At 67.4% G+C, this 21,983-nt stretch carries 21 protein-coding genes and 4 tRNA genes; 12 read left to right on the forward strand and 13 right to left on the reverse strand.

Going from position 1 to position 21,983, the window contains the following annotated elements; all coding sequences use genetic code 11:
* Positions 1-906, forward strand: coding sequence for a YegS/Rv2252/BmrU family lipid kinase (locus tag AC6CHX_RS01995; RefSeq protein ID WP_498271448.1), 906 nt, complete (start codon positions 1-3; stop codon positions 904-906).
* Positions 899-2,530, forward strand: coding sequence for a GMC oxidoreductase (locus AC6CHX_RS02000; protein WP_498271449.1), 1,632 nt, complete (start codon positions 899-901; stop codon positions 2,528-2,530). The genes AC6CHX_RS01995 and AC6CHX_RS02000 overlap by 8 nt, the downstream gene beginning before the upstream one ends.
* Positions 2,531-2,653: 123 nt before the next feature.
* On the opposite strand, the gene AC6CHX_RS02005 is transcribed toward AC6CHX_RS02000, so the two are convergent.
* The 4 genes from AC6CHX_RS02005 to AC6CHX_RS02020 form a co-directional block, all read right to left on the reverse strand.
* Positions 2,654-4,798 carry a 3-hydroxyacyl-CoA dehydrogenase NAD-binding domain-containing protein gene (locus tag AC6CHX_RS02005; RefSeq protein ID WP_498272017.1) on the reverse strand — a complete coding sequence of 715 codons (2,145 nt, stop codon included), beginning with the start codon at positions 4,796-4,798 and terminating at the stop codon, positions 2,654-2,656.
* Positions 4,799-4,806: 8 nt separating this feature from the next.
* Positions 4,807-6,012: a thiolase family protein gene (locus AC6CHX_RS02010; RefSeq protein WP_136044009.1), complete on the reverse strand. Its 1,206-nt coding sequence runs from the start codon at positions 6,010-6,012 to the stop codon at positions 4,807-4,809.
* A 72-nt stretch (positions 6,013-6,084) separates the two neighbouring features.
* Positions 6,085-7,278, reverse strand: coding sequence for a ribonuclease D (locus tag AC6CHX_RS02015; RefSeq protein WP_498271450.1), 1,194 nt, complete (start codon positions 7,276-7,278; stop codon positions 6,085-6,087).
* On the reverse strand, positions 7,271-7,852 hold the full coding sequence (locus AC6CHX_RS02020; protein WP_136044007.1) for a DUF3000 family protein: 582 nt from the start codon (positions 7,850-7,852) through the stop codon (positions 7,271-7,273). Before AC6CHX_RS02020 ends, AC6CHX_RS02015 begins: the two co-directional genes overlap by 8 nt.
* A gap of 25 nt (positions 7,853-7,877) precedes the next feature.
* On the opposite strand from AC6CHX_RS02020, the gene AC6CHX_RS02025 reads away from it, so the two are divergent.
* A complete protein-coding gene (locus AC6CHX_RS02025) occupies positions 7,878-9,032 on the forward strand; it encodes an alpha/beta hydrolase family protein (protein WP_136044006.1) in 1,155 nt (384 codons plus the stop codon).
* Here the strand turns inward: AC6CHX_RS02025 and AC6CHX_RS02030 are convergent.
* Both AC6CHX_RS02030 and AC6CHX_RS02035 read right to left on the reverse strand, forming a co-directional pair.
* Positions 9,016-9,447 carry a SufE family protein gene (locus tag AC6CHX_RS02030; RefSeq protein WP_029263280.1) on the reverse strand — a complete coding sequence of 144 codons (432 nt, stop codon included), beginning with the start codon at positions 9,445-9,447 and terminating at the stop codon, positions 9,016-9,018. The two genes, AC6CHX_RS02025 and AC6CHX_RS02030, sit on opposite strands and share 17 nt — an antisense overlap.
* A gap of 19 nt (positions 9,448-9,466) precedes the next feature.
* Positions 9,467-10,360, reverse strand: a complete 894-nt coding sequence (locus AC6CHX_RS02035) for a sulfurtransferase (RefSeq protein WP_498271451.1) — start codon at positions 10,358-10,360, stop codon at positions 9,467-9,469.
* Between the two features lie 145 nt (positions 10,361-10,505).
* On the opposite strand from AC6CHX_RS02035, the gene zapE reads away from it, so the two are divergent.
* The 3 genes from zapE to AC6CHX_RS02050 all read left to right on the forward strand — a co-directional run bounded on the left by zapE (position 10,506) and on the right by AC6CHX_RS02050 (position 13,518).
* Entirely contained in the window at positions 10,506-11,543 is a 1,038-nt protein-coding gene (zapE, locus tag AC6CHX_RS02040) for a cell division protein ZapE (RefSeq protein WP_498271452.1), read from the forward strand.
* Positions 11,544-11,677: 134 nt separating this feature from the next.
* Positions 11,678-12,916: an ammonium transporter gene (locus AC6CHX_RS02045; RefSeq protein ID WP_498271453.1), complete on the forward strand. Its 1,239-nt coding sequence runs from the start codon at positions 11,678-11,680 to the stop codon at positions 12,914-12,916.
* A gap of 20 nt (positions 12,917-12,936) precedes the next feature.
* Positions 12,937-13,518 carry a type II toxin-antitoxin system PemK/MazF family toxin gene (locus AC6CHX_RS02050; protein ID WP_498271454.1) on the forward strand — a complete coding sequence of 194 codons (582 nt, stop codon included), beginning with the start codon at positions 12,937-12,939 and terminating at the stop codon, positions 13,516-13,518.
* Here AC6CHX_RS02050 and AC6CHX_RS02055 read toward each other — a convergent pair.
* Positions 13,484-14,641, reverse strand: a complete 1,158-nt coding sequence (locus AC6CHX_RS02055) for an N-acetyltransferase DgcN family protein (RefSeq protein ID WP_498271455.1) — start codon at positions 14,639-14,641, stop codon at positions 13,484-13,486. The two genes, AC6CHX_RS02050 and AC6CHX_RS02055, sit on opposite strands and share 35 nt — an antisense overlap.
* Before the next feature lie 289 nt (positions 14,642-14,930).
* Between AC6CHX_RS02055 and AC6CHX_RS02060 the strand changes: the two genes are divergently transcribed.
* Positions 14,931-15,317, forward strand: a complete 387-nt coding sequence (locus tag AC6CHX_RS02060) for an SPW repeat domain-containing protein (protein WP_498271456.1) — start codon at positions 14,931-14,933, stop codon at positions 15,315-15,317.
* A gap of 58 nt (positions 15,318-15,375) precedes the next feature.
* On the opposite strand, the gene AC6CHX_RS02065 is transcribed toward AC6CHX_RS02060, so the two are convergent.
* The 4 genes from AC6CHX_RS02065 to AC6CHX_RS02080 form a co-directional block, all read right to left on the reverse strand.
* Positions 15,376-15,861 carry a hypothetical protein gene (locus tag AC6CHX_RS02065; RefSeq protein WP_498271457.1) on the reverse strand — a complete coding sequence of 162 codons (486 nt, stop codon included), beginning with the start codon at positions 15,859-15,861 and terminating at the stop codon, positions 15,376-15,378.
* Between the two features lie 45 nt (positions 15,862-15,906).
* Positions 15,907-16,299, reverse strand: a complete 393-nt coding sequence (locus tag AC6CHX_RS02070; RefSeq protein WP_376106110.1) for a GIY-YIG nuclease family protein — start codon at positions 16,297-16,299, stop codon at positions 15,907-15,909.
* Between the two features lie 88 nt (positions 16,300-16,387).
* Positions 16,388-17,437: a 2,3-butanediol dehydrogenase gene (locus AC6CHX_RS02075; protein WP_498271458.1), complete on the reverse strand. Its 1,050-nt coding sequence runs from the start codon at positions 17,435-17,437 to the stop codon at positions 16,388-16,390.
* 28 nt (positions 17,438-17,465) lie between these two features.
* A complete protein-coding gene (locus AC6CHX_RS02080) occupies positions 17,466-18,017 on the reverse strand; it encodes a TetR/AcrR family transcriptional regulator (RefSeq protein ID WP_498271459.1) in 552 nt (183 codons plus the stop codon).
* A gap of 121 nt (positions 18,018-18,138) precedes the next feature.
* Between AC6CHX_RS02080 and AC6CHX_RS02085 the strand changes: the two genes are divergently transcribed.
* A complete protein-coding gene (locus AC6CHX_RS02085; protein ID WP_498271460.1) occupies positions 18,139-19,233 on the forward strand; it encodes a PQQ-dependent sugar dehydrogenase in 1,095 nt (364 codons plus the stop codon).
* Between the two features lie 64 nt (positions 19,234-19,297).
* Here the strand turns inward: AC6CHX_RS02085 and AC6CHX_RS02090 are convergent.
* Positions 19,298-19,373, reverse strand: a tRNA-Val gene (locus AC6CHX_RS02090).
* 151 nt (positions 19,374-19,524) lie between these two features.
* On the opposite strand from AC6CHX_RS02090, the gene AC6CHX_RS02095 reads away from it, so the two are divergent.
* From AC6CHX_RS02095 to AC6CHX_RS02110, 4 genes are all read left to right on the forward strand, one after another.
* Positions 19,525-19,597, forward strand: a tRNA-Gly gene (locus AC6CHX_RS02095).
* Positions 19,598-19,651: 54 nt separating this feature from the next.
* A tRNA-Cys gene (locus AC6CHX_RS02100) sits at positions 19,652-19,722 on the forward strand.
* Between the two features lie 27 nt (positions 19,723-19,749).
* A tRNA-Val gene (locus AC6CHX_RS02105) sits at positions 19,750-19,821 on the forward strand.
* Between the two features lie 161 nt (positions 19,822-19,982).
* Positions 19,983-20,855 carry a hypothetical protein gene (locus AC6CHX_RS02110; RefSeq protein ID WP_498271461.1) on the forward strand — a complete coding sequence of 291 codons (873 nt, stop codon included), beginning with the start codon at positions 19,983-19,985 and terminating at the stop codon, positions 20,853-20,855.
* Between the two features lie 171 nt (positions 20,856-21,026).
* Here the strand turns inward: AC6CHX_RS02110 and AC6CHX_RS02115 are convergent, their stop codons facing one another.
* Positions 21,027-21,374, reverse strand: a complete 348-nt coding sequence (locus AC6CHX_RS02115; protein ID WP_498271462.1) for a hypothetical protein — start codon at positions 21,372-21,374, stop codon at positions 21,027-21,029.
* Between the last annotated feature and the right edge of the window lie 609 nt (positions 21,375-21,983).

The raw sequence follows: 21,983 nt of genomic DNA on the forward strand, positions 1-21,983 counted from the left end.
GTGGCCGAGCACATCGCCGTGCTCGCGAACCCGTTCTCCGGCAAAGGCCGGGGCGGGCGGGCGGCGGAGGCAGCCGTACGGGTTCTCCGGGAGCGCGGTGCCGAGGTGCGCGCCTACGCCGGTGGTTCCGCAGCGGACACCGCTCGGCTCGCCGTCGCGGCACTGGCGGACGAACCGCGTGTGCTGGTCATCGTGCGCGGCGACGGTACGCTCTCCGGCGTGCTCGACACGGTGTGCGCCGCGTCCGTCCCCGTCGTTCTGGTGCCCGCGGGAACGGGGAACGATCTCGCCCGTGCTCTCGGACTCCCGCGCGGTGACGCCCGGGCCGCCGCTGAGCTCGCCCTCACCGGTGTGCCGCGGTCGATCGACGTCGGCGTGGTGCGCACGGCGATGGGCAGCCGGAAGTTCCTGACCATCGCGGCGCTGGGCTTCGACGCGAAGGTCAGCGACCGTACCAACCGACTCCGCTGGCCGCATGGCGCACCTCGCTACTACCTCGCACTGCTCATCGAGCTCATCCGACTGCGCCCGATGGACTTCGTCCTCGCCGTCGACGGAGAGGCGACCAGGAGCGCGCCGGGCACTCTGATCGCGGCCGGCAGCACCTCCAGCTACGGCGGAGGGATGCCCACCTGCGCCGGGGCCGTTCCCGACGACGGGCTCCTCGACATCGTCCATGTCGCGCCGCTGGGCCGCTTGCGTCTGCTGCGACTGTTCCCGCTGCTGCTCCGCGGCACGCATCTCGCGCGCGGTGAGGTCGCGCATCGCCGTGCACGGTCGGTCACGGTGTCTGCCCCCGGCCTCGTGGTCTACGCGGACGGCGAGCGCATCGGCGAGGACGAGTGCACCATCTCGGTGCTGCCGGGGGCGCTCACGATGATGGGGCCGAGGGAGAGCGATGACTGAGTTCGACGAGGACGTCGTGATCGTCGGGTCCGGCTTCGGAGGTTCTGTAGCGGCTCTGCGACTGGCGGAGAAGGGCTATCGTGTCCGGGTCTACGAGGCCGGGCGCCGCTTCGAGGACGACGACTTCGCGAAGAGCAACTGGGATGTCCGCCGCTACCTCTGGGCGCCGGCGCTCGGATGCCACGGTGTGCAGCGCATCCACCGACTGCCGCACGTGATGATCCTGGCGGGTGCCGGCGTGGGCGGGGGATCGCTCAACTACGCGAACACGCTGTACCAGCCGGGGGCGGCGTTCTTCGAGGACCCGCAGTGGCGGAGCATCGCGCAGTGGGAGTCCGAGCTGGCACCGCACTACGCCACGGCGAAGCGGATGCTCGGCGTCGTCGATCACTACCCGCACACGGGGCCGGTGGAACGGATCATGGCCGGCGCGGCCGACGACCTCGGCGTCGGCTCGACGTTCCGGCACGCGCCGGTCGGAGTCTGGTTCGGGAGACCGGGGGAGCGCACGCCGGATCCATTCTTCGGCGGCGAGGGCCCCGATCGCACCGGCTGCACGCTCTGCGGCAACTGCATGGTGGGTTGCCGGGTCGGCGCGAAGAACACGCTCATGAAGAACTACCTGGCCCTCGCGGAGCGCCGTGGGGTCGCAATCGAGCCGCTGCGCACGGTGAGCGAGGTGCGGGAGCTCCCCGGCGGTGGGTTCGCGGTGACGACGCAGCGCAGCGGGGCGTGGTTCCGGCACGCGCGGAGGACAGTGACCGCAGAGCAGGTGGTCCTGGCGGCCGGTACCTGGGGCACGCAGCAGCTGCTGCACCGGATGAAGGAGTCCGGGGCACTGCCGCAGGTCTCGGCGTCCGTCGGCCGGCTCACGCGCACCAACTCCGAGGCGTTGGACGGCGCGGTCGCCACGAGCGTCCCGGAGTCGCTCCAGCTCGCCAGGGGCGTGGCGATCACGACCTCGTTCCACATCGACGACCGCACGCACGTCGAGAACGTCCGCTACGGCCCGGGATCGAACCTGATGGGTGCGCTGGCGACCGTCCTCGTCCCCGGCGACCGACCGCTCGGGGTGCGTCTGCGCTGCCTCGTCGCGAAGGTGCTCCGCTCTCCGTCGCGGCAGTTCCGACTCGGCAGCCTCCGTCGCTGGAGCGAGCGCGGGATCATCGCGCTGGTGATGCAGACGGCGGACAACTCGCTCACCCTCTCGCTGCGCCGTCGCTTCGGTCGCCTCGTGATGACGAGTGCCCAGGGACACGGCGAGCCGAATCCCAGCTACCTGCCACAGGCTCACACGGCGGCGGCGGCGATCGCCGCGCGGGTCGAGGCCGAAGGCGGGGTGCCCGCGGCCGCACGCGGATCCTGGCCGGAGGTGTTCGGCATCCCGCTGACCGCACACTTCCTGGGTGGCGCCGTGATCTCGGCGTCACCAGCGGACGGTGTCATCGATGCGTACCACCGGGTGTGGGGGCACCCCGGCCTGCACGTCGTCGACGGTGCGGCGGTTCCCGCGAATCCCGGCGTGAACCCCTCGCTCACGATCACCGCACTTGCAGAGCGGGCGCTGTCGTACTGGCCTCGACGTGGGGAGGACGACGGCCGGCCGGCGCAGTCCGCTGGCTGAGTCTCGGCGAGCCGGGTGCGTGGAGCCCATCACTCCTGGCTAGGGCATCGGCCGCGGTGGACGAGGAAGCGCCCCACCGGATCCGCAGGGAATCCGGTGGGGCGCTTCGCGTGAACTCCGTGGTCAGCGGTGCTCGACACCGCGGATCTGCGGAGTGTGGAACGAGCCACCGAACGCCCGCTCGGAGGCGCCCTCGCGATCGAGGTACGGCGAGGCCCCACCGTCGATGAACGGCCAGCCGGCACCGAGGATCAGGCAGAGGTCGATGTCTTCGACCTCGGGCACGACGCCCTCGTCGAGCATCAGCTTGATCTCCTGTGCCAGTCCGTCCTGCACGCGCTGGAGGATGGTCGCAGCCGCTGCCGGCGTCTTGCCGACGGCGGGCTTCAGGACCTTCTCGGCCTGCTTGCTCCAGCCGACGACGCGACCGCCCTTGTCCTTCTCCACGACCGTGTCGAGTTCGGCGAGTGCGTGGAAGTTCTCGTTGGCGTAGAACCGGTCCGGGAACGCCTGCACCATGGTGTCCTGCACGTGGGCGGCGACCTTCCAGCCGACCAGGTCGATCAGCTGGAACGGGCCCATCGGCAGACCGAGCGGACCGAAGGCCTTCTCGACATCGGCGATCGGCGTGCCCTCGTAGACCGCGCGAGCGGCCTCGCCCATGACCTTGGCGAGCAGACGGTTCACGACGAAGCCGGGCGCGTCGGCGGTGAGGACCGCGTTCTTGCCCAGGTTCTTCGCGACGACGAATGCAGTCGACAGCGCGGCCTCCGAGGTGGTCGGCGTCTTCACGATCTCGATCAGCGGCATGACGGCGACCGGGTTGAAGAAGTGGAAGCCGACCAGACGCTCGGGGTGCGCGAGCTTCGAACCGATCTCCTCGACCGACAGCGACGAGGTGTTGGTCGCGAGGATCGCGTCATCGGCGATGATCTTCTCGATCTCGCCGAACACCTGCTGCTTGACGCCGACCTCTTCGAACACGGCCTCGATCACGAAGTCGCAGTCCGCGTAGAGGCTCTTGTCGGTCGTGCCGGTGACGAGCGCACGCAGCTTGTTCGCCGAGTCGGAGTCCAGACGGCCCTTGGCCTCGAGCTTGCCGATCTCCTCGTGGATGTAGGCGACGCCCTTGTCGACGCGCGCCTGGTCGAGGTCGGTGATCAGCACGGGCACCTGGAGCTTGCGCACGAAGAGCAGCGCGAACTGGCTCGCCATGAGCCCTGCGCCGATGATGCCCACCTTGGTGACCTTCTTCGCGAGCTGCTTGTCGGGAGCGCCGACAGGTCGCTTGGCCCGCTTCTGCACCAGGTCGAAGGCATACATCGACGCGGCGAACTGATCGCCGGTCACGAGCTCTGCCAGCGCCTCGTCCTCACGGGCGAAGCCCTCGGCCTTGGTGCCGCTCTTCGCCTTGTCGAGCAGCTCGAGCGCGGCATAGGGGGACTTCGGCACGGTGCCGATCTTCGACTCGAGCATGCCGCGCGCCATCTTGATCGCGATAGGCCACTTGGTGAGGCGCTCGATCTTGCCCGGCTCGTTCTTGCGCTCGACCTTCTTGCCGCCGAGCACCGCGTCGGCCCACGCCAACGAGTTCTCGAGATAGTTGGCGGCGGGGAAGATCGCGTCGAAGATGCCGAGGTCGAACGCCTGCTGCGGCTTCAGCATCCGGTTCTGCTTGAGCGGGTTCGAGATGACCACCTCGAGCGCGTTCTCGACGCCGACCAGGTTCGGCAGCAGGTAGGCGCCACCCCAGCCGGGGATGATGCCGAGGAAGACCTCGGGCAGCGCCACCGCAGCCGCGGAGGCATCGACCGTGCGGTAGCTGGAGTTCAGTGCGATCTCGAGGCCGCCGCCCAGGGCGAGGCCGTTCACGAAGGCGAACGACGGCACACCGAGGTCGCCGAGCTTGCCGAGGACCTTGTGACCCAGCTGCGCGATGAGGCGTGCGTTGTCACGCGACCCCACCTTGCTGATGTCGGACAGATCGGCACCGGCCGCGAGGATGTACTGCTTGCCGGTGATGCCGACGGCCTGGATCTCGCCCGCGGCGGCACGTGCCTTCAAGCCGTCGAGGGTCTCGCCCAGCTGCGTGAGTGTCGCCGGACCCAGGGTGTTCGGGCGCGTGTGGTCACGACCGTTGTCGAGCGTGATGAGCGCGAGCACCTTGCCCGAGGCGAGTCGGATGTCGCGCACGGGCGACTGCGTGATGACCTCGCCCTCGGTGAGCGCCTGGATGGGGGAGAAGTCGATGTCGTCGTAGTTCGTCACGTTCGCGCTCACTTCTTCTTCTTGCCGTCGTAGTGCGGGTTCTCCCAGATGACCGAGCCGCCCTGGCCGAGGCCGACGCACATGGCGGTCAGACCGTAGCGGACATCGGGGCGCTCGGCGAACTGCGCCGCGAGCTGGATCATCAGACGCACACCGGATGCCGCGAGCGGGTGCCCCAGCGCGATCGCGCCGCCCCACTGGTTGACGCGGGGGTCGTCGTCGGCGATGCCGAAGTGGTCGAGCAGGGAGATCACCTGGATGGCGAACGCCTCGTTGAGCTCGAACAGGCCGATGTCGTCGATCGTGAGTCCGGCCTTCTTCAACGCCTTCTCGGTCGAAGGGATCGGGCCGATGCCCATGATCTCCGGCTGCACACCGGCGAAGGCGAACGAGACCATCCGCATCTTCGGGGCGAGGCCGAACTCCTTGACCGCGCCGCCGCCGGCGAGCAGCGACATCGTCGCGCCGTCGGTGAGGGGGGAGGAGGTGCCCGCCGTGACGCGCCCGTGCGGACGGAACGGCGTCTTCAGTGCGGCGAGGTCCTCCATCGTGGTCTGCGGACGACGGCCCTCGTCCTCGGTCGCGAGACCCCAGGCGCCATCAGCGCCCTTCGTGGCCACGGACACGAGGTCGGGCTGGATCTTGCCCGCGTCGTACGCGGCCTGCACCTTGTGCTGGCTCAGCATGCCGAACCGATCGGAGCGTTCCTTGGTGAGGTGCGGGAAACGGTCGAAGATGCGCTCGGCGGTGACACCCATGTTGAGGGCACCCGGGTCGACCATCTTCTCCGCGACGAAGCGCGGGTTCGGGTCGGCGTTGCCGCCGATCGGGTGGTGCCCCATGTGCTCGACACCACCGGCGAGGGCGAAGTCGTACATGCCGACGCCGATCGAGGCGCCCATGGTGGTGACGCTGGTCATCGCGCCGGCGCACATGCGCTCGACGGCGAGTCCGGGAACGGTCTGCGGAAGTCCGGCGAGGATCGCCACCGACCGGCCGAGGGTGAGTCCCTGGTCGCCGGTCTGGCTCGTCGCGGCGATCGCCACGTCATCGATGCGGTCGGCCGGGACGGCAGCGTTGCGCTCCATCAGGCCGATGGTCGCCTTCACGGCGAGGTCATCCGCGCGGGTGTTCCAGTACATGCCTTTTTCGCCGGCGCGCCCGAAAGGGGTGCGTACTCCATCGACGAAGAAGACGTCCGAGATCTCGGCCACTCTGCCTCCAAGTTAGTGCGTGGCCTCAGTCTATGAAGCCCGCGAAACGGGGAGGAATCGGTTGGATCGAACCTACGAAGCGTCCGCCGGGGTGGTGTCCGGCGATTGCGCCGCCTCTACAAAGGCGTCCGCGATCTTCTGTGCAGTCTGTGCAATCTGCCAGGGGCGAGCCCCGAGTGCGGCGAGAGCTGCGGCGATCTCTTCGGGCGTCTCACCGGGCAGGTCCCACGCGACACGTCGCAGGTACTCGGGCGTGAGCAGGTTCTCGGTGGGCATCCCCAGTTCTTCGGCAACCGCTTCGACGACAGGACGCGCTGCCTTCAGACGCGCATCGGCCTCCGGGTTCCGGTCCGCCCAGGCGCGCGGGGGCGGGAGGGTGTCGCTCGGCACGCGCTCGCGAGGAAGCTCCTCCGATGCGCGGCCGTCGACGATCGCCTGCCACCAGCGGTCGAGCTGGGTGCGGCTGGCGCGGCCCTGGAATTCCTTGACACCTGCGAGCGCCTGCTTCGACGTCGGATTCGCCATGACCGCTGCGACCAGCGAGCGGTCGGGCACGAGCCTGCCGGGGGAGACGTCCTGAGCCTGCGCGTAGGCCTCTCGGGCCTGCCAGAGCGAGCGCGCCACGGCGAGGTTGCGGGCACCGCGCACCTGGTGCAGTCCGCTGAGTCGACGCCACGGATCTTCGCGCGGCGGCTTCGGCGCGCGGGCGAGGGTCGCCGCGAACTCCTCGGCGGCGAACGCGGTCTTGCCCTGCTCCTCCAGCTCCTGGACCAGGATGTCTCGGACATCGATCAGGTGCAGCACGTCGAGCGCCGCATACTCGAGCCACGAGTCCGGCAGCGGACGCGTCGACCAGTCCGACGCGGAGTGCTCCTTCTTGAGGACGATGCCGAGCGTGTCCTCGACGACGGCGCCGAGTCCGACGCGCTCATGGCCGAGCAGTCGGGAGGCCAGCTCGGTGTCGAAGATCACCGGCGGCTCGAGGTGCAGCTCGCGCAGCGACGGCAGGTCCTGGCTCGCGGCGTGGAGCACCCACTCGACATCGCCGATCGCCTCCTGGAGCGGGGCGAAGTCGCCGATCGCCGGCGGGTCGAACAGGAAGACGCCCGCCTCGCGGCGGAAGACCTGCACGAGGTAGGCCCGCTGCGAGTAGCGGAAGCCGGAGGCGCGCTCGACGTCCACGGCGACGGGGCCGGTGCCGGCGGCGAGCACGGCGCACGCCGCGCGGAACTCCTCGGCATCCGAGATCACGGAGTATTCAGTCACGTACAGCCTTTCGCGCGCCGATCACGGCGATGCCCTCGGAGCCGGGCGGAAGTCCCGCCAGCATTCCGACCAGCTCGGCCCATGCTTCGACGTGCGGTCGGAACGGGCCCTCCGGAGTCCAGGACGCCCGCAATTCTATCTGGGCTCCGTCGCCTTCGACGGCGAGCCCTCCGAACCCCTTCGACAGCGTCTTGGTCGACGTGCCCGAAGCCGAGTGGTACACGGCCTCCCGGGAGTCGAGTGCATCGACCAGCCACGACCACGTCACGTCGGCCAGAAGCGGGTCGGTTCCGATCTCGGTCTCGAGCGGCGCCTGCGCGAAGATGACGATGCGCCACGATCCTCCCCATGCTCCCGGCTCGTCGGGATCATGCAGCAGGACGAAGCGGCCGGTGCCGTACACGGACTCCCCGTCGCTCTCCGGTCGAACGTCCGCGGCGAGCGCGAGGGCGAACGGAGCGAGGCCCTGGGGGGTGGCGATCTCGCGCACCGTGATGTCATCGCGGAACGCGGTCTCGCGCAGCTCGGCCACAGCGCTGTCGAAGGGCGTCCCGGCTTCGGGGTGTGCGGTCACGGCAACAGGCTAGAGTCAGGAAGCGATGAAGAGTCTCAGGCACGCCGTTACGCTCCTTGTCCCTGCCCTGCTCGCCTTCGGAGCGGCGTTCGCATTTCTCGTGTTCGCCGTCGCCCGGCGGGTGGTCACGCCGATGCGTCGCCCGACCGACACCCAGATCCTGGCCGTCGACACGGGAGCCCAGACGATCGAGTTGCAGCGCACCCTCGATACCGAGCTGCCCGGTCGCTACGGTCTCTTCACCACCGGGACGTACGGATACGTCAAGCTCGGTGCCGTGCTCAGTGCGGATGCGACGACGGTGCGCCGCAAGTTGCTGACCCAGATCGAACCCGGTTCACGCGTGGACCGGGCGGCCTCTTTCAGCGGGTACTACTACTCCTCGCCGAGTGAGCTCCATCTGCGCTGGGAGAACGTGCTGATCGGGTCCCCCGCGGGTCCCTGCCCCGCCTGGTACTTCCCGGCGTCGTCGTCGACCTGGGTGATCCAGGTGCACGGGCGCGGTGCCACGCGTGCGGAGTGTCTGCGGGCCGTGCCGGTGCTGCATGCAGCAGGCCTCCCGAACCTCGTCGTGTCGTACCGCAACGACGGCGAGGCGCCCCGCACCAAGGCCGGGGCTTACGCGCTGGGCGCGTCGGAATGGCGAGACGTCGATGCCGCCATCGCGTACGCGCTCCGCCACGGCGCCGAACGCGTGATCCTGATGGGCTGGTCCATGGGCGGCGCGGTGTCGCTGCAGGCGGCTGTCACCTCGGGGCATCGTGACCGCATCGCGGGGATCATCCTCGAGTCTCCGGTCGTCGACTGGCGGACGGTGCTGCGGTTCCAGGCGCAGATGGCAGGAGTGCGCGCGCCGCTGCCCGCTCTCGCCATGGGCGCTCTGCAGTCGCCGCTCACCGCGCGCCTCAGCGGAGCCGATGAGCCGATCCTGTTCGATCGCCTCGACATGGTCGCAAGGGCCGACGAACTGACCGCGCCGATCCTGATCCTGCACAGCGACGACGACGGATTCGTCCCTGCCGATTCCTCGCACGCGCTGCAGGAGGCACGCCCCGATCTGGTCACGATGCCGCGGTTCACGGTCGCACGGCACACCAAGCTCTGGAACTACGACGAGACCGGGTGGAGCACGGCGATCACCGACTGGCTCGACGCACAGGGGCTCAGCGCTTCTGAATGACCTGGTTCTTCGCGCGCATGAGCATTCCGGTCATTCCGCCGATGCGCAGCGGAGAGACCGCCTTGGTGAGACCGATCGACTGCGGGTAGTCGTTCGGGATCGCCAGGACCTCGTCTGCCGTGAGCCCGGTGAGGCCCTGCACCAGGATGCTCGCGAAACCGCGCGTGGTCGGGGCCTCCGGCGGAGCCGTGGCATGCATCGTGACGATGTCGTCGTCCACCTCGACGTGGATGTACACGGGCGACTGGCACTCGGCGACCCGCTCGTACATCTCGGGGTGGGCGGCGACCTCGTCGGAGACGTCGGGAAGCTCGTCCGAATACTCGAGCAGCAGCAGGAGGCGATCGGATTCCGGTGTCTCCAGGAAGCCGTCGCGGATCTCGGCCAGTGCCTCAGGAACTTCGCTCGCGCTCATCCCCGTCATTCTCCCACGTTCAGATGGAGCCCGGCTCTGCCCCGGTGACGATCGGCACCCGCACGGCGCTGCCCCATTCGGTCCAGGAGCCGTCGTAGTTGCGGACGTTCTCGAAACCGAGGAGGTGCTTGAGCACGAACCACGTGTGGCTCGACCGCTCGCCGATGCGGCAGTAGGCGACGACATCGTCGCCGTCGTTCAGGCCGGCGCCCTCGCGGTAGATCGCGTCGAGCTCGGCACGGCTGCGGAACCCGCCGTCCTCGGCCACCGCCTTCGCCCACGGCACGCTCTGCGCCGTCGGGATGTGCCCGGCGCGCAGCGCCCCCTCCTCCGGGTAGGCGGGCGCCGTGGTGCGCTCTCCGCTGTACTCCTCGGGGGAGCGCACGTCGATCAGCGGGTTGCCGATGTGGGCGAGCACATCCTCCTTGTAGGCACGGATGACCGAGTCGTCGCGCTCCACGACCGGGTACTCCGTCGCCGGACGGTTCGCAGCCTCGCGGGTCAGCTCTCGACCCTCGGCGATCCAGCGGTCGCGGCCGCCGTCGAGCAGACGGACGTCTTCGTGGCCGAAGAGCGAGAAGACCCAGAGCGCGTAGGCGGCCCACCAGTTGTTCTTGTCGCCGTAGATGACGACCGTGTCGTCGCGCGAGATGCCCTTGCGGCTCAGCAGTTCGGCGAAGCCCTCGCCGTCGACATAGTCGCGCACGACGGGATCGTTGAGCTCCGTGTGCCAGTCGACCTTGACGGCGCCGGGGATGTGGCCCGTCTCATACAGCAGCACGTCCTCGTCGGACTCGACGACCACGAGCCCGGGCGTTCCCAGCCGTTCGGCGAGCCACTGCGTGCTGACGAGCCGACCGGGCTCGGCGTACTCGGCGAACTTGGGGGAGGAGGAATCGAACTCGATGGCCATGGGATCTCCGAAGCGTTGAGCGGGCGAGGGTGCGGGTGCAGACGGCGTAGTGTTGATCCGTCCCTTCGACGATAGATCCCCGCCGAGCACCCTGCGCCCGATTCGTAAGACTTCGACACAGGCCAGCACCCGATTCAGGACCGTGATGACCGACCCGACCAGCCGCACCGGAATCGTGCACCTCACCGAGCGTCAGCCGACGGTCACCGGACCGGAGATGCTCGCGAGCCTGGTGCCGCCGCCCCAGTTCGACACGGCGACGTTCGACAGCTACCGGGCCGATCCTGCCTATCCCTCCCAGGAGGAGGCGAAGGAGACGCTGATGCGCTTCTCCGGTCGCGGAGCCCCGGTCAAGCGCGGTGGCTTCTTCAGCCGGGCGAAGAAGGAACCCGAACTCAAGCCCGGTGTCTATCTGGACGGCGGCTTCGGCGTCGGCAAGACCCACCTGCTCGCATCCATCTATCACGCGATGCCGGCACGTCGGAAGTACTTCGGCTCCTTCATCGAGTACACGGCCCTGGTGGGTGCGCTCGGCTACAAGAACACGGTCGACCTGCTCAAGGGCGCCGACCTCCTCTGCATCGACGAGTTCGAGCTCGACGACCCGGGCGACACGATGGTGATGACCCGCCTCATCGGCGAGCTCGTTCCGACGGGAACCCGTCTCGCGGCCACCTCCAACACGCCGCCGAACGCCCTCGGCGAGGGACGCTTCGCCGCGCAGGATTTCCTCCGCGAGATCCATGCCATGTCCGACAGCTTCCAGACGCTGCGCATCGACGGGGTCGACTTCCGTCAGCGAGCGCTCGACGGTCATGCCGTGGTGCTCGACGACGCCGCGTATGAAACCGCATCGACCGCGGCCGGTCAGGTCGGCGCTGCCTCCGACGACCGGTTTGAGGACCTGATCCGCCATCTGGCCCAGGTGCACCCGTCGCGCTACATCCGTCTCATCGAGGGACTCGGTCAGGTCGGGCTGCGCGGCGTGCGTCAGCTCACGGATCAGTCCGAGGCGCTGCGGTTCGTCGCGTTCGTGGACCGCGTGTACGACGCGCAGATCCCGATCATCGCGACCGGCCTCGGTCTCGACTCGGTGTTCTCCGAGGAGATGCTGGCCGGCGGATACCGCAAGAAGTACCTGCGTGCGGTCTCCCGCCTCAACGCGCTGACGCATTCTGCGTAAGCCCCAAGGCTCGCGTAACGCGATGTTCACACCCGGAGCCGCGCTGTAACCGCAGGGAAACAAACCTCACGCATGCGTGAAACGGCGCCTCGTCACACTGAAGCTCTCAATTACTTCGGATGTGAGGTTTTCCTATGGATGCTCCCGGCAACATCTCGTGGGCGATCACCGCGACAGCGCTGGTGCTGCTCATGACGCCCGGCGTCGCCTTCTTCTACGGCGGTCTCGTCAAGGCGAAGAGCGTCGTCAGCATGATGATGATGAGCTTCGGCTCGATCGGCCTTGTCGCCGTGCTGTGGATTCTCTTCGGCTTCTCGATGAGCGCCGTCGACAGCCCGACCGCCTTCGCCGGCAACCCGTTCGCCGACTTCGGACTCTCCAGCCTGGCGTCCGGTGAGGGATCGAACGTCGCGCTCCTCGGTGTCGCCTACGGTGCGACCTTCGCGATCATCACCGTCGCGCTGATCTCCGGCGCGATCGCGGACCGCGCCAAGTTCGGCAGCTGGCTGATCTTCGCCGGCATCTTCGCCACGGTCGGCTACTTCCCGGTCGCCGCGTGGGTCTGGGGTGGCGGCTGGATCATGAACCTCGGCACCACGCTCTTCGGTGAGGACAGCGGGATCGGCGTGATCGACTACGCCGGCGGCACCGCGGTGCACATCAACGCCGGTGCGGCCGCTCTGGCTCTGGCACTGGTCCTCGGCAAGCGCATCGGCTTCCAGAAGGGCATCCTCAAGCCGCACAACGTGCCGCTGACGCTGCTCGGTGCCGCACTGCTGTGGTTCGGCTGGTTCGGGTTCAACGCCGGCGCGGAGTGGCTGGCGGAGGACATGGGCGGCGTCGGACTCATCGGCCTGAACACCCTCGGTGCGACCGCGGCGGCCATCCTCGGCTGGATCCTGGTGGAGAAGATCAAGGACGGCAAGCCGACCTCGGTCGGCGCCGCTTCCGGTGCCGTCGCGGGTCTCGTCGCCATCACCCCGGCGTGCGCCAACCTGACGCCCGGCTGGGCACTGCTGCTCGGCACCCTCGCCGGTGTGGTCTGCGCCCTGGCGATCGAGCTGAAGTTCCGCCTCGGCTTCGACGACTCGCTCGACGTGGTCGGCATCCACCTCGTCGGCGGACTCATCGGCACCCTGTACCTCGGCTTCTTCGCGAGCGAGACCGGCCTGTTCGTCGGCGGCGACGCCCGTCAGCTCGCGGTGCAGGTCATCGCAGCGCTCGGTGTCCTGATCTACTCCTTCGTGGTCGCCTTCATCATCGGCTTCGCGATCGAGAAGACGATCGGGTTCCGCGTCACGAACGAGGACGAGATCGCCGGTGTCGACCAGGTCGTGCACGGCGAGGAGGGCTACGCACTCGCCGACGCATGATCTGCGGTTAGGGTGACCGTGTGAGCAAGACCAACGGCATCCTGACAGCACTCGTGGACATCCTGCTCAAGGCAGTGGGGTCCGGCCGGGCGTCTCGGACGACAGATCCGAGACGCCCGGACGCGCGTCTGCGCACCTCTCAGGAGCGCTCCCCATCCGTCCCATCGGCGGGGCCGGCGCACGGTCGCGGCACCGAGACCGTGCGCATCGATCCGAGCCGGATCCGCGACCTGCAGGTCGCATATTCACCCCAGAGGGACGGAGCTCCGGATGCGGGCGAGATCGTCTGGACCTGGGTCCCTTACGAGGAGAACGACGGACGCGGCAAGGATCGCCCTGTTCTCGTGATCGGCCGCGAATCGGCGGATCGCGTCTACGCCGTGCGCATGACCAGCAAGCCGCACGACGGCGACCGCGACTACCTGTCGATCGGCACCGGAGCGTGGGACTCGCAGGGGCGTGAGTCCTGGGTCGACGTGGAACAGCTGTACAGCGTGCACGAGCGAGGACTGCGGCGGGAGGCCGCCGTCCTCGACAGGCGCCGCTACGACCGCGTCGGAGCCGCTCTCACGCGGCTGTACGGGTGGTCTGTCGCGGGGTGAGAGCGGGGAACGCCTGGAGCACCATCTCGACGAGCTCCGACAGCGGTCGCGTCAGCGGATCGGTCGCCGGCAGACCCGTGTCGAGTTCGATCTCGTCGATCGCCGCGGCCAGCTGATGCGCCGAGAGGTTCTCGTGGTTCACGGTCACGCCGATCACGCGCGTGTCGGCGAAGGCCTCGATCAGCGCGATCTCGCTCGTCACGGTCGGCATCGCGACCATCGGGAAGTCACCCAGGACCGTTCGGCCCGGGGCATGCTGCACGATGACGCCCTCGGGCTGGCTTCCGCGAAGGATGTGCGCCGAGGTGATGTAGGCCGGATGGCTGAGCGCGCCCTGGCCTTCGACGATGATCACATCGGGGTGCTCGCCCTCGAACGCGGCGACCACCTGGTTCTCGACCTCGCCCGAGCAGAACTGCGGCACGAGTGCATCGAGCGCGACGCCGTAGCGACCGCCCTGGATGATCGTGGTCTGGCCTGTGCCCACCATGACGGCATGGATGCCGCGCTCATTGAGCGCCCGCACGAGGATCGTGGCCGTGGTGCGCTTGCCGATCGCGCCGTCGGTGCCCAGGATCGTGATGCGCGGGCAGGTCACGTCGAAGATGCGGCCGGAGAAGAGGTGGAGGTCCTTCTTGTCCTTGGGACGTCGGATGTCGGTGATGGTCACCCCGGCAAGCAGGGCGGCCGCCACGAACTCCGCGTCGTCGGTGAGGAACTCGTGCAGCCCGTTGATGATGTGCATGCCGCGGGCGATGCCGTCGAGCAGCACGGTCCGCTGGCCGGCGGAGAGCAGCCCGTCGGCGGGTGCGACGCCGCAGATCAGGTAGTCGGGGACGTGACCCGCGTGCGCGATCGCCGTGGCGAGGCTATCGAGGATCGGGATGCCGTTCGCGGAGCCGTCCAACAGCATCCCGGCGTCTGCGCCCGCATGCGTGCTGTCGATGACGCTGAGGATCTCGTACTTCTCGGAGTGGCGGACCAATCCGTTCGCGGTCTTGCCGTCCTGCTCGCCGAACTGGCCTTCGCAGTACACGATCGCCGTCGTGCCGGCCGGGAGCGCGATGGGCTCCGCCCAGGCGTGCGCAGGGTCGATGGAAGAGGGAATTGACGGGGTGGGCATGACGCTCCTCGGGCTCACACAGAGGAGGCGACGGAGAACGAAATGACCCAGAAGGCCCGTTGGTCGACGAGAAGTCTTCCCTGATGTCGGCACGATGCCGACTTCCTCACCGTAGCAGTGCTCGCTGGGACGGGGCCGTGGGGAGCCTCGGCCACGTCCCGCTCGACCGCGTTCGCCCCGGTGCCCGCCGCAGGCAGGGGAACAGCTGTGGCCGCTCGGCCAATCCGATCCGGCACGGGCTTCGAACCAGTGGTGAGTCGCGTTCAGCGGCGTCACACAAGGAGGAATCATGCGTTTCATCCCCACCAAGGTCCACGGAGTCCTCGACTACATCGTCGGCATCGCGTTGATCGCCGCGCCCTGGCTGTTCGGTTTCGCGAGCGTGGGCGGAGCCGCGGTGATCATCCCGATCGTCCTCGGCGTCGGGCTCATCGTGTACAGCCTGTTCACGAAGTACGAATGGGGCCCCTTCGGCTTCATCCCGATGCCCGTTCACCTCGTGTTCGACATCGTCGCCAGCCTGTTCCTGGCTCTCTCGCCGTGGATCTTCGGCTTCGCGGATGAGTCGCTCAACGTGTGGCTCCCGCACGTCGTCGTGGGTGCCGCGGTGATCGTCGTGGTGCTCTTCTCGCAGCCTCAGCCGGCGACCGCTCGGGGCCGCGTCGCCGCCGCCTGAGCGACACCCGGACGCGATGCCGGGCGACTGGACTTCCCGAAGCAGTCGCCCGGCATCGTCATGCTCCGGCGAAGACTCCGCCGCCCACGTTTCCCTCGTAGATCACGTTGAGCTGAGGCGGCGCGGAGGTCACCGTATAAGTGCTCCCCACCTCGAACGGGCCGGTGATCGAGAAACTGCCGAGATCGCCCGTCTCGCTCGGCGGCAGCGCGACGCCGTTCGAGATGGTGACCACATTGCCGCTGACCGCGACCACCCATCCGCCGGGAGCATTCACCGAGAAGTCCACGCCCTCCGGGAGCGTGAAGGTGAGCACGACCTCCCCGGGCGCGTACGTCTGCGTCGCACCGAAGCCGTTGTAATTGGAACCGCTGAGGAAGATACCCCCGCCCGCGCCGCCATAGGCGTTGCCGGTGACGTAGAGGGTCCCGCCGCCCGTGCTCGCGGCTGCGAGCGGTGTCGCGGCAGCCACGGCGATGATCGGGACGGACCAGGCTCCGGCTGTGATGACTGAGCGTCGGGAAAGTCCACGTTCGTTTTCCATATGGGCATCCTTTCGTCGTGGGCCGTCCGACCAGCGTATGAGGGTCTACCGCGAGTCGTCGAGACCGCGCAGTGTGCGACTCAGCCAGCGGGCGTACAGCAGCCAGGGGTCGCCTTCTCGACGGAGAGCGGCGATGTGCGCCCGCAGCTCCGGGGTGAGGGTGAACCACTCACCGCCCTCGCGCACGGTGGCGAACTCGCGATGGCGCTGCTGTTCGACGGATCGGTCGCCGCGTTCGAACGCGAGCAGCTCCTGGTGCCGGATGCTCGCGAGGCGCTGCCGTGGGCGCCAACTGGTGCCGATCTTCACTCGGTCGTCGTATCGGATGTAATAGACGACGTCGATGCGGGGGAGCGGGAGGTCGGGATCGGGAGCATCGCCGTAGCGCCATCCGCAATCGGCGCAGCACCATGCATCGCCTACCCGAACCCCGTGCATGCTGCCACAGAGCGCACAGGGGCTTGGTAGGGCGCGTTTCGTCGGCACCGAAGCAGACTACGCGCGCCCTCCGACACCCGGACCGGCCTCAGCCGGCGTGCACGAGGATCTTCGCGCCGGCACCTCCGCGCAGCGCGTGGATCGCTTCGACGACATTCTCGAGTGCGGTCTCCTGCACCCAGCCTGTCGTGTCGTAGGCGCCACGGGACATGGCCTCGATCACGGCGTCGAAGTCCTCGGGAAGATACGCCAGCGCACCCGCGATCTCGGTCTCGGCCATCACCAGCTGCGTGGGGAGGAAGTCCATCGTGCGCTCGTGGATGGCGACCACGACCACGCGACCACCGGGAACCAGGTTCGCCAGGGACGAGCTGACGGCTGCACCCACTCCGGCCGCATCGAAGGCGACCTCGACGCCTTCGCCGTCTGTCAGCGTCGCGACTGCGGCCGCGAGATCCTCGTTCACCGGATCGACCACCGTGGCCCCGAGGGCTGCGATGATCGCGCGACGCTCCGCGCTGGGCTCCGACACGAGCACGCGCTCCACTCCGCGCGCACGCAGTGCGAACCACACACCGATGCCGATCGGTCCGGCGCCCGCGATCAGAGCGGTGCCGCCCGCCTCGACGCCGCTGCGGGAGACCGCATGCCACGCGACCGACATCGGCTCGACGAGGGCACCCATGCGCAGGTCGACGTTCTCCGGCAGCACGTGCAGCTTCGTCGCGTCTACGGTGGTGTACTCCGCCATGCCGCCACCGTCGGAGCTGAGTCCGTGGAAGCCGATCTTCTGGCAAGCGTTGAACATGCCTCGGCGGCAAGCCGGGCATTCGCCGCAGTAGTAGATGGGCCAGACGGCCACCCGGTCGCCGACCGCGACGTCGCTCACTCCCTCGCCGAGCTCGACGACGGTCCCCGAGAACTCGTGGCCGAGGATCTGCGGCAGCGTGGCGCCGGTCACGGGGTGCGGATGATCGAGGTCGAGCCCGGCTGCCTCGGGGGAGTAGTACACGTGGAGGTCCGACCCGCAGATCCCCGCATACGCATTGCGCAGCTTGACCTGTCCGGGTCCGGGGGTGGGCTCGGGGACCTCTTCGATGCGCAGATCTTCCTTGGCGTGGAACAGTGCGGCCTTCATCTCTTCTCTCCTTCTTCTCCGGTGGCCGTCATCGCAGCCACCACTCCGGTGATGCCGCGAGGATCAGTCTCACGGCGCGGTCGATGTCGTCGTCGTCGTTCCGCAGCCACTCCTCGATGGCGCCCACGGTGCCCGCTGCGGCGTACGCGACGGCGATCCGCATGGCGGAAGCATCCTCCGCGAACACGGGCGGAACGATCTGCGTGTGCAGCTCGGCCCACAGCAGCAGTCCGGAGCGGATGGATGCCTCCAGGTTGCTGCGCACAGGCGCGGCCAGCAGGGGCTGCATCGCCCCGCGGTACACGGACGCCCGGCGTCGGATGTGCTCCAGCAGAGCTCGCTCCCCGTCGCCGATGGCATCCGTGTGCGGCAGGATCTCCATCGCGGCGTCGATCTCGGCGGACAGCGCGTCGGCGAGGAGCTGCACCGGACTCTCCGCGTGCCGGTAGAAGGTGTCTCTGGTGACACCCGCCGCTGCACAGATCGCGGAGACGGTGACATCGGCGATCGGCATCCGACCGGCCAGTTCGAGCACCGCGGCACGGAGACTCTCGCGTGAACGTCGCGACCTCGCATCCATGGGACCAGCCTATCTGACAGATGTCAGATAGGCGCCTCTTCTGTGTGGTCGATCACGCGCCTAGTCTCGGAAGGAGCGGTGCTCGCGTCGAGCGGCGACAGCGACGACCGAGGGAGCGGAGATGGTGATCAGGTCCCGGCGAGGTCCGGTCGCGTGGATCGTCCTGTCGGCCGCGTCGATCGCTCTCGTGGCGTGTGCGCCGACGACATCGGCCCCGTCGCCCTCGAGGCTTCCCGACGCGTCCGGATCGGTCTCCGCCGGAACCGAGACCACGATCGCCGAGAACCTGGCGGCGCCGTGGTCGATCGCCTTCCATGAGGGAGCAGCGCTGATCAGCGAGCGTGACAGCGCTCGGATCGTCGAGGTGTCGGACGAGGGTGATGTCCGAGAAATCGCGGTGATCGACGGCGTCGCATCCGGCGGCGAAGGCGGTTTGCTCGGGATCGCCGTGCGCGACGGGTATCTGTACGCGTACTCCACCGCCGCGGACGAGAACCGCGTGCAGCGCTTCCGCCTCACCGGTTCGCCTGGTTCCCTCGGTCTCGGCGCTCCGGAGACGATCCTGGACGGCCTGGCCGCCGCGTCGAATCACAACGGCGGCCGCATCGCTTTCGGTCCCGACGGAATGCTCTACGTGACGGTGGGGGATGCGGGCGACCGCGAGAGTGCTCAGGATCCGGCGTCGCTGTCGGGCAAGATTCTCCGCATCACACCGGAGGGTGCGGTCCCGGACGACAACCCCATCGACAGATCACCGGTCTACAGCCTCGGACACCGCAACCCGCAGGGGCTGGCCTGGGATGAAACCGGCACGCTGTACGCGAGCGAATTCGGTCAGGACACGTGGGATGAGCTGAACGTCATCGAGCCGGGCGGGAACTACGGATGGCCCGTCGTCGAAGGCGTCGCGGACCGTGCGGAGTTCATCGATCCGGTGCAGCAGTGGGCGCCGGATGCCGCCAGCCCGAGCGGCATCGCCATTGCGGAAGAGGCGGTGTTCATCGCGAATCTGCGGGGTGAACGACTCCGTGAGGTGCCGCTGAACGATCTCTCGTCGTTCGCCGAGCATTTCACCGACGCTTACGGGCGGCTTCGTGATGTGGTCGTCGCCCCTGACGGTGCCCTGTGGGTGCTCACCAACAACACCGACGGTCGCGGCGATCCCGGGGACGGGGACGATCGGGTCGTCCGCGTGTCGTTCGACGAGGGCCGATGAATCGCAAGCTCGGGGCCAGGAAATGTCAGCAGCCCCGCGCACCGAGAGGTGTGCGGGGCTTCTCTGGTGGGCGATACCGGACTCGAACCGATGACCTCTTCCGTGTGAAGGAAGCGCGCTACCAACTGCGCCAATCGCCCATACCCGTGGGGTACGTCAACCGATACTACCCGACGCTCAGAGGCAGTGCGGACCACTCTGTGAGACACGCGCGAGATTCGCTGCGGGTTTGGCGGAGGGCGAATCTTCGGCTAATGTTTCATGAGTGCCCGGGACAACCGGGAACGAAATGCGGATGTAGCGCAGTTGGTAGCGCACAACCTTGCCAAGGTTGGGGTCGCGAGTTCGAGTCTCGTCATCCGCTCGAGTGCAGAGGGTCTTCTTCGGAAGGCTCTTCGCACGTGGGGTCAATCCACACGGTGGCGTGGCCGAGCGGCTAGGCACCGGCCTGCAAAGCCGTTTACACGGGTTCGAATCCCGTCGCCACCTCACGGGAAAACTGAATAGCCCCAACGGGCGCGATTGGCGCAGCGGTAGCGCGCTTCCCTGACACGGAAGAGGTCACTGGTTCGATCCCAGTATCGCGCACAGACAAACCCCCGGTTTTCCGGGGGTTTTTTCGTGCCCTGGGGAGTGTGGGCAACATCCGGGCAATACGATCCGGCAATAGTGCGCCCTGAAAAAATCTTGGTTACAACTTGATCTCACCAGCGGGATCGTCCTGAAGCCCGCATGATCAAGGGGTAACCATGAGCAAACCGGCAGTAACAGTGGCCAAGGGGCCATCGGGCGAGACCGCGGAGTACGTCTTCGTGACACCTGAGATGGCAGTTGCGTGGCTTGCGGTAAACATCGACCGCAACCGCAACATGCGTAAGAGCCGTATCAACGGGTACGTCCGTGACATCCAGGGTGATCGTTGGGTGGTCACAGGGGAGGCGATCAAGTTTGATACTGCTGGCCGGCTGATCGACGGACAGAACCGGTGTCAGGCGATTGTGGCAGCGGGGAAGGGCGCTTGGGTGCTCGTCGTGCGGGGTATCAGTGAAGACGCTCTGGTCGTGTTGGACTCGGGCTCGGCGCGCAACACGGGGGACATGCTCGTGATCACCGGGCTCGCGGATCGGGCAGACGCCAAGGACGTAGGGGCGATCGCTCGTCTCTACACGGCTTTCAAGGCCGGGGACGTTAAGCATGCCGCGTCACAAATCGGCGGTCACTCGGGCCTGACAAAGAGTGAGATGGCGGATGCCGTGATGTCCATTCCCGACATCGAGTTCGCGGCGCGACATGCGCGGGGGATGTATCGCTACCTCCGCTTGCCGGTCAGCGCCCTCGGCGTAGCGTTCCTCGAGTTCTCGATGCTCGATGTCGATGACACCGCCGAGTTCTTCAACCGCATCCGCGACGGCATACAGAATGGTCCTGGTGACCCGTTCCTTACACTCTCTCGCCGCGTCTCTAACGACCTTCAGGCGGGGGCCTCGCGACGCATTCTCCCCGGACAGGCGCTCTTCTACCTGTTCCGCACCTGGAACGCCTTCCGCGAGGAGGAGCCGTTGGTGAAGCTCCAGGTCGGCTCGCCCCAAGCTGGCTTCACGCCGATTCCGATACTGAAATGAGCTGCGAGGCTTGTTGGCGCCTGGCGTGCTCACTAAGCACCGACTACAGAAGAGCTCCTGATTTGAGGTAGGCCTTGAAGTCGTCAAGCGTGGTGAGGAACGGTCCGTCGAAACGTCGCCGGGAAGGGCGAGGTGAACTCTGTCCTTCGTCTCTGGGCGACGGTGGTGGCGCTACCAGTCCTTGATCACGCAGCAGGCAGTGATGAACTCAGATTGCTCCATGCCGACAGGGGAACTCGCAAGGCTGATCTCTTTGAAGCCTGCGGGTGCGTACAGCCCGTTGAAGACAGGCCGCTGCGCATCGACGACGAGAAACCGGCCACCGATGAGACCCCGGGCCAGTTTGACGATCGTCTTCGCCTCGTCAAGCAGAACCGACCCGGGGAGCTGATCCTTGGAGTACCGGTCATGTCGAGCGAGTTCAGCGATGCTGAAAGCGCCGGTCTGCTCCACGGGGATGTTGCCCGACAACCGCGTTCGTAGTCGCTTGCTCGCTTCTCGCAGATCGAGCGTGGCCATGCCGATGGTGAAGAAAGCGGCTACGTCAGAAACGCCGTCTAGAGCTGTGACCAGAACGTATGTGCGACTGTGCCCGTGGCTCTCCCAGTTGTGCACCTTGCCGCGGGCGAACTCTTGGAGGTGCGAGGAACGCTCACAGTCAAAGCTCTCTAGGCTCGCATGGACCTGTTCCCTGACAGCCTCAAACCCCTCGCCTTCGAGTTCCGCTAGGGAGAAGACTTCTTAAGGGATAAGGGCTGGCTGTTGCGGAGTCAACGCCCGCTGTTGCGGTGCTTGACCAGCTCTTGGAGCGCAGACAGGCGATCGGAGCTACTGCCGGCGTACCGACTGGTGAAGCCAGGGGTCGACGAAGGAGCGCTGTCGCCTCCCGCCATAGCGGCAAGCTTGGCCACAGCATCGTTCGTTAGAACGTAAGCAGCACCTAGCGACTCAGAAGCCACACGATCACCCCATCCAGTAGCCCGGTTTCCCGGGATGCAGGTCATCGAAACAGTGATGCGAAAAATCATCTCGTTTCGTATAACGCAACCAGTGCTAGCTCAGCTTCGGATTCAAATCTGAATCTGAACTCAGAATCTAGTAAACGACTGATCAAAAATTGGATGCAAT

This window comes from Microbacterium sp. GQ128 (assembly GCF_059758615.1).

Bases quoted from the DNA above. Each gene is read 5' to 3' on its own strand.
- AC6CHX_RS02000 (WP_498271449.1), top strand. From the start codon at position 899: ATGACTGAGTTCGACGAGGACGTCGTGATCGTCGGGTCCGGCTTCGGA.
- AC6CHX_RS02025 (WP_136044006.1), top strand. From the start codon at position 7,878: ATGAAGAGTCTCAGGCACGCCGTTACGCTCCTTGTCCCTGCCCTGCTC.
- AC6CHX_RS02030 (WP_029263280.1), bottom strand. From the start codon at position 9,447: ATGAGCGCGAGCGAAGTTCCTGAGGCACTGGCCGAGATCCGCGACGGC.
- AC6CHX_RS02035 (WP_498271451.1), bottom strand. From the start codon at position 10,360: ATGGCCATCGAGTTCGATTCCTCCTCCCCCAAGTTCGCCGAGTACGCC.
- zapE (WP_498271452.1), top strand. From the start codon at position 10,506: ATGACCGACCCGACCAGCCGCACCGGAATCGTGCACCTCACCGAGCGT.
- AC6CHX_RS02045 (WP_498271453.1), top strand. From the start codon at position 11,678: ATGGATGCTCCCGGCAACATCTCGTGGGCGATCACCGCGACAGCGCTG.
- AC6CHX_RS02055 (WP_498271455.1), bottom strand. From the start codon at position 14,641: ATGCCCACCCCGTCAATTCCCTCTTCCATCGACCCTGCGCACGCCTGG.
- AC6CHX_RS02060 (WP_498271456.1), top strand. From the start codon at position 14,931: ATGCGTTTCATCCCCACCAAGGTCCACGGAGTCCTCGACTACATCGTC.
- AC6CHX_RS02065 (WP_498271457.1), bottom strand. From the start codon at position 15,861: ATGGAAAACGAACGTGGACTTTCCCGACGCTCAGTCATCACAGCCGGA.
- AC6CHX_RS02070 (WP_376106110.1), bottom strand. From the start codon at position 16,299: ATGCACGGGGTTCGGGTAGGCGATGCATGGTGCTGCGCCGATTGCGGA.
- AC6CHX_RS02075 (WP_498271458.1), bottom strand. From the start codon at position 17,437: ATGAAGGCCGCACTGTTCCACGCCAAGGAAGATCTGCGCATCGAAGAG.
- AC6CHX_RS02080 (WP_498271459.1), bottom strand. From the start codon at position 18,017: ATGGATGCGAGGTCGCGACGTTCACGCGAGAGTCTCCGTGCCGCGGTG.
- AC6CHX_RS02085 (WP_498271460.1), top strand. From the start codon at position 18,139: ATGGTGATCAGGTCCCGGCGAGGTCCGGTCGCGTGGATCGTCCTGTCG.
- AC6CHX_RS02110 (WP_498271461.1), top strand. From the start codon at position 19,983: ATGAGCAAACCGGCAGTAACAGTGGCCAAGGGGCCATCGGGCGAGACC.
- AC6CHX_RS02115 (WP_498271462.1), bottom strand. From the start codon at position 21,374: ATGGCCACGCTCGATCTGCGAGAAGCGAGCAAGCGACTACGAACGCGG.